Source organism: Pseudonocardia sp. NPDC049154, assembly GCF_040648315.1.
Classification (GTDB): Bacteria; Actinomycetota; Actinomycetes; order Mycobacteriales; family Pseudonocardiaceae; genus Pseudonocardia.
This window is the reverse complement of sequence record NZ_JBEZDN010000194.1, coordinates 5,659-10,360: the sequence shown is the minus strand read 5'-3', so window position 1 is coordinate 10,360 and position 4,702 is coordinate 5,659. Positions and strand designations below refer to the sequence as shown.

Annotated in this window: 4 protein-coding genes; 1 reads left to right on the top strand and 3 read right to left on the bottom strand. The window is 76.1% G+C overall.

The window, feature by feature from the left end; genetic code table 11:
• Positions 1–34: 34 nt before the first annotated feature.
• Together AB0B41_RS41365 and AB0B41_RS41360 are read right to left on the bottom strand one after the other, a co-directional pair.
• Positions 35–874: a chromosome partitioning protein ParB gene (locus tag AB0B41_RS41365; RefSeq protein WP_358212504.1), complete on the bottom strand. Its 840-nt coding sequence runs from the start codon at positions 872–874 to the stop codon at positions 35–37.
• Positions 874–1,521 (bottom strand): metallophosphoesterase, encoded by a 648-nt coding sequence (locus AB0B41_RS41360; RefSeq protein ID WP_358212503.1) that lies wholly within the window; start codon positions 1,519–1,521, stop codon positions 874–876. The genes AB0B41_RS41365 and AB0B41_RS41360 overlap by 1 nt, the downstream gene beginning before the upstream one ends.
• A 78-nt stretch (positions 1,522–1,599) precedes the next feature.
• Between AB0B41_RS41360 and AB0B41_RS41355 the strand changes: the two genes are divergently transcribed.
• Complete coding sequence (locus tag AB0B41_RS41355; RefSeq protein WP_358212502.1) at positions 1,600–3,606, top strand: methyltransferase; 2,007 nt, start codon at positions 1,600–1,602, stop codon at positions 3,604–3,606.
• 3 nt (positions 3,607–3,609) lie between these two features.
• Here AB0B41_RS41355 and AB0B41_RS41350 read toward each other — a convergent pair whose 3' ends face one another.
• Complete coding sequence (locus AB0B41_RS41350; protein ID WP_358212501.1) at positions 3,610–4,602, bottom strand: DUF5914 domain-containing protein; 993 nt, start codon at positions 4,600–4,602, stop codon at positions 3,610–3,612.
• Positions 4,603–4,702 lie beyond the last annotated feature (100 nt).

The following is a 4,702-nucleotide window of genomic DNA, read 5'->3' as shown; positions in this document are numbered from 1 at the left end:
GACTGCCCCTCTAGGGGCAGTCGCCGCTCACGGGTCAGCCGGGGTCCGCGCGCAGCCGCTCGACCACGTCGTCGTCCCAGCGGTGGGTGCGCAGCAGGCGGTAGCGCTGGCAGGCGAGGTGGAGGTAGGCGTCGGTCTCGGTGCGGTCGCCGATCAGCGCGGCCTGGGCCAGCAGCCGCACGACCGGGCGGTACTCCTCGGCCCACCAGCGGCGGGCGACGGTCTCGCGGTCGAGGTAGCGGCCTTCGCTCTGCATGAGCCGGAAGCCCCAGGCCTCGACGGTCTCGGACAGCTCGGCGTAGTTCCAGGCGTCGGCCACCTCGATCGTGGCCATCTGCGTGCGGCCGAGCGGGACCCGGTCGAGGAAGACCCGCCGCAGGTCCTTCGTGATGAGGTCGCCGCGGTGCACGATGCCGTTCGGGTCGATCTTCGTGGTGACCTCGGTGACCAGCGCGTCGATCGTGCGCAGGCCCAGGGCGTGCGCGACCGAGACGCGGTGGTGCCCGTCCCGGACGAAGTGCAGCCCGCCCACCCGGTACAGGTCCACGGGCGGGATGGTCTCGCCGCGCCGCTGCGCCCGGGCCAGCCGCTCCCAGCGTTCCCGGCTGTGCCGGCTGCGCGGCCGGAACCAGCGGTCGAAGTCCGTGGTGCGGTCCACGCTGCCGACGATCGTGTCCAGCTCCACGATGTGGATGCCCGGCAGCCGGCGTTCGCCGGTGCGGCCCAGGGCGGCCACGACCTCGTCGAACGGGAGGATCTCCGAGACGTCGTCGGGTTCGTGGCGCAGCCACGCCACCAGACGCGAGAGCACCTGCCGGCGGCGCTGGCGGAGGAAGTCGTGCTCCGCGTCGGCCTGCGGGAAACCCGTCTCCACTAGAGGTCCAGCACCTTCCTGCCGACGACGTTGACGACCCGGGTGGTGCCGAGCATCCGGTCCGGTACGGGCTCACCGTAGGGGTGGATGTGACCGTGCACCAGGAACCGCGGCTGCAGCTGCGCGACCACCCCGTGCAGGCAGACGAAGCCGCGGTGCGGGCCGTCCTCGCGGTCGCCGCAGTGCCGGGGAGGGGCGTGCGTGAGCAGGACGTCGACGCCCCGGCCGTCCTTGCGCCGGGCCCGCTTCGCCAGCCGGACGAGCCGCTTCGCCCGCCGCGTCTGCTCGGCCTCGGTCCACTGGTTGGGGCCGGGCCGGTAGCGCAGGCAGCCGCCGAGCCCGGCGATCCGCAGCCCGCCGGCGTCGACGATCCGGACGTCGGCGTTCTCGAAGCCGGCCGGTCCGGGCCACTCGCAGGGGTGCCCGGCGCTGGTCCACAGCCCGCGGCGCTGGCGGAAGCCGCTCAGGTCGCGGTCGTGGTTGCCGGGGACCATCACGGCGGGCCGGTCCACGTCGTCCGCGATCGCCGCCAGGTAGTCGAAGGGCAGGTCGCCCGCGGCCAGCACGAGGTCGACGGCACCGCGCCGGGCCGCGCCGCAGCGCAGTCCGGGGATCTCCTCGTCGGCCACCGCCAGGGTTCGCACCATCGCCCGACCAGCCTATTCGTTCCGGTCGCGGCGCGCGTCCCCTTGGGCAGCGGCCCCGCATGGGCCAGGATCGTGCGGGTGAGCGGAACGGACACCAGCGCGCCGGAGACCGTCCTGCCGGCGGCCGACACCGCCCTGGACCAGCCCGCCCGGGCCTTCGACCGGATCGTCCGCAACAGCGACGCCTACCGCGCGCAGCTGCGGACCACGATCCACCGGATGGGCCTGAGCGGTCGCAAGCGCACCCTGCTGGTCGTGGGCTGCGGCAGCGGGGCCCCGGTGCAGGGGGTCGTCGACGAGGCGCCCGGCTGGAAGGTCGTGGCCGTCGACGAGTCCGCGGAGCTCGTCGGCACCGCGCGGCGGCTGGACTGGGCACCGGACTACCGGTTCCTGCACGGCACCCTCGGCACGCTCGACGACGCCCTGCGCGCCGAGGGCATCGAGCCGCGGTTCGACGGGATCCTCGTCGTGTTCCAGATGCGCCACCAGCGCAATCTCGACGACACCCTCGACTACCTGCTGGAGCTGCTCGCGCCGGGGGCCCCGCTGGCGGTGCACGAGTACTCGGTGCGCGGCGACCGGGCGGCCCGGGTGCGCTGGACCGCGGCGTGCTGGCTGGACTACCTGCCGCGGATCCGGATGCGCGGGCGGGTGCCGGGCATGGCGTCGTACCTGTGGCACTCGGTCCTGCGGTTCGACTCCGCGTCGATGTTCAAGGAGCGGCTCGAGGTCGCCGGGTTCACGGACGTCCGGGTCCAGACGGTCGGCGGCTGGCAGGAGCACATCCTCTACACCTTCCTCGGTCGCAAGCCGGAGGACGAGCCCGACGAGCCGCTCGACGACCTGGGCACCGGGGAGACCGGCACGGACTCGTGGGCGGACCGCGACACCGACACCCCGCCCGCCGCGTCGGCGCCGGTCCCGGCCCCGCGGCCGAGCCCGTCGGAGCGGCCCGAGTGGGGCCCGGTGTCGCGGCGGGAGGAGCCCGCCGACGACCGTGGCGACGTCTTCGACCTCGACGAGGAGGAGGACGAGGCCGGGTACGCGGCGCGCGACGGCGCCCCCGACCCCGTCGACACCGACGAGTCCATCGACACCGACGACGACGGGCCCACCTCGTACGCGGACATGGACGAGTTCGAGGACAACCACGACCTCGACGGCACGCAGTACCTCGACGACCCCGACGAGACGGTGCTGTTCACCCACGCCGACCCGGACGCCGAGACCCCGCCCGCCGGGATGCCGGTGGTCGACGGGGAGGGCGAGCGGGCCGGGCGCCCGGAGGCCGAGCGGGCGAGCGAGCCCGAGGCGCGGACCGAGGTGGCGCCGGCGCTCCGTGAGGAGCCGCGCCCCGGCGAAGCCGAGGGGCCCCGGGAGGCGCCGCCGCGCGAGGAACCGGTGGAGGCGCGCGAGGGCCGTCAGGGGGAGCCGGCGGAGGCGGCGCGCGAGGCCGAGGAACCGCGCGCGGTGGAGGCGGTGGAGCGGGAGGCTCCGGCACCGCCCGTCGGAGCGAACGCGGCCGCGCGGAGCGAGAAGGTCGACGCCCCGACCCTCGCCGAGGACGCCGACGCGGGCCTGCCTGCCGAGCCGGCCGATCCCGCTGGATCCACCGGTCCCGCCGGTCCCGCCGGATCCACCGAGCCCACTGAGCCCGCCGAGTCCGCGGAGCCCGTCGAGCCCGTCGCTTCCGGCGAGCCCACCAAGCCCACCGGACCCACCAAGCCCACCGAGCCCACCGAGCCCGCCGCTTCCGGCGAGCTCACCCCGCCTGCCGAATCCGCCGAGCGCACGAAGCCGACCGAGCCGGACGCTTCCGGCAGGCCCGCCGAGCCCGTCGGACCCGGCGAGCCCGTGAGGGAGCAGCCGGAGCCCGCGGAGAAGGAGGAGGCTCCGCGCGCCCCGGCGGCCACCCGCGTCCGCAACCTCTTCCGCGGATCGCGCCGCAGCGCCGCCCCGGCCGAACCGCCCGGCTCACCGTGGCTGCGCCGGTCCGAGCGCGAGGCAACCCGCAGGGACCCTGAGAACGCTGCCCAGGGCCGCCCCGAGGACGACGCCGAGGTCGGAGCCGACCGGCGCGAGTAGCGCCTACCGGGTCCGGACCGTGTACCGCCGCTCCGCGTAGGCGATGTCGTCCTTCCACAGCCGGGCGGCGGTCGCGCGGACCATCGGCCGCAGGACCCCGCCCACCTTCGCGACGTGCGCGAACCCGCTCCGGTCCGAGTACGCCACGACGGCCTCGATCACGGCGGTGCGCGGCGCCCCGTCGAGGCCGGGGCCGAGCGGCGTCGCGTGCGTCTCGACCACGCTGCCGGTGCCCTCGCCGTCGACGATCTCCATCGTGACCGTGCGCGGCTCGGGGCAGCTGAACGCGGCGTGCACCGGCACCCCGATCCGCCCGGCGACCCGGAAGCTGACCTCCACCAGGAACCGATCCTCGGCCTCGGAAACGCTGGGGGAGGGGGCGTCGAGCACCCGCAGCGACGCGAACGAGTACGGGTGGAACCAGGCGCCGTGCCACGGGTCGAGCCGGTTGGCGATCACGTCCTGCGGCTCGCACCGCCCGATCACGGTCGCGACGGCGGCGAACGACCCCTCGACCGGCGGCCGCGGGCCGAGCACGGGCGCCTCGGTGGGGCTCTCGCCGGGGGCCAGCAGGTCGTCGAGCCGGACCCAGGCCAGCACGCCGTCGTCGTGGGCGGGCAGCGGGGACCAGCCCGGCCGCCCGCCGGCGCCGAGGGCGAGCCCGTGCCACCGGCAGATCAGCTGCCCGTCGTGCACCGGGGCGTCGCAGAGCGCGGCGCCGAGGTGCGGGCAGGCGCCGGGCCCGACGTGCAGGGCTCCGGCCCCGTCGCGCCAGGCCACGAGCTCGCGACCGGCCACGGTCCGCCCGAACGCCTTGCCGGGGCGCACCTCCCGGCTGGCGGCCAGCACCACCCAGCCGCCCGACGGCCGCGCGGCGGCCCGCTCGGTCGCGGCGCGGATCAGCGCGGGGCTGGCACCGCGCCAGGACGGCTCCTGCTTTGCCCACGGGGGCGTGCGCAGCAGGCGGAGGGGGGTGACGGGGCGGCGCTTCGGCACGGGTCGAAGGCTAGCCAGGTCCGGCCGATCCGCGAGTCGAGCCTCCACGTCGTGTGTGGGGGGGGGGGGGGGTGGTGGCCCACCGCCCAACACACCGGAT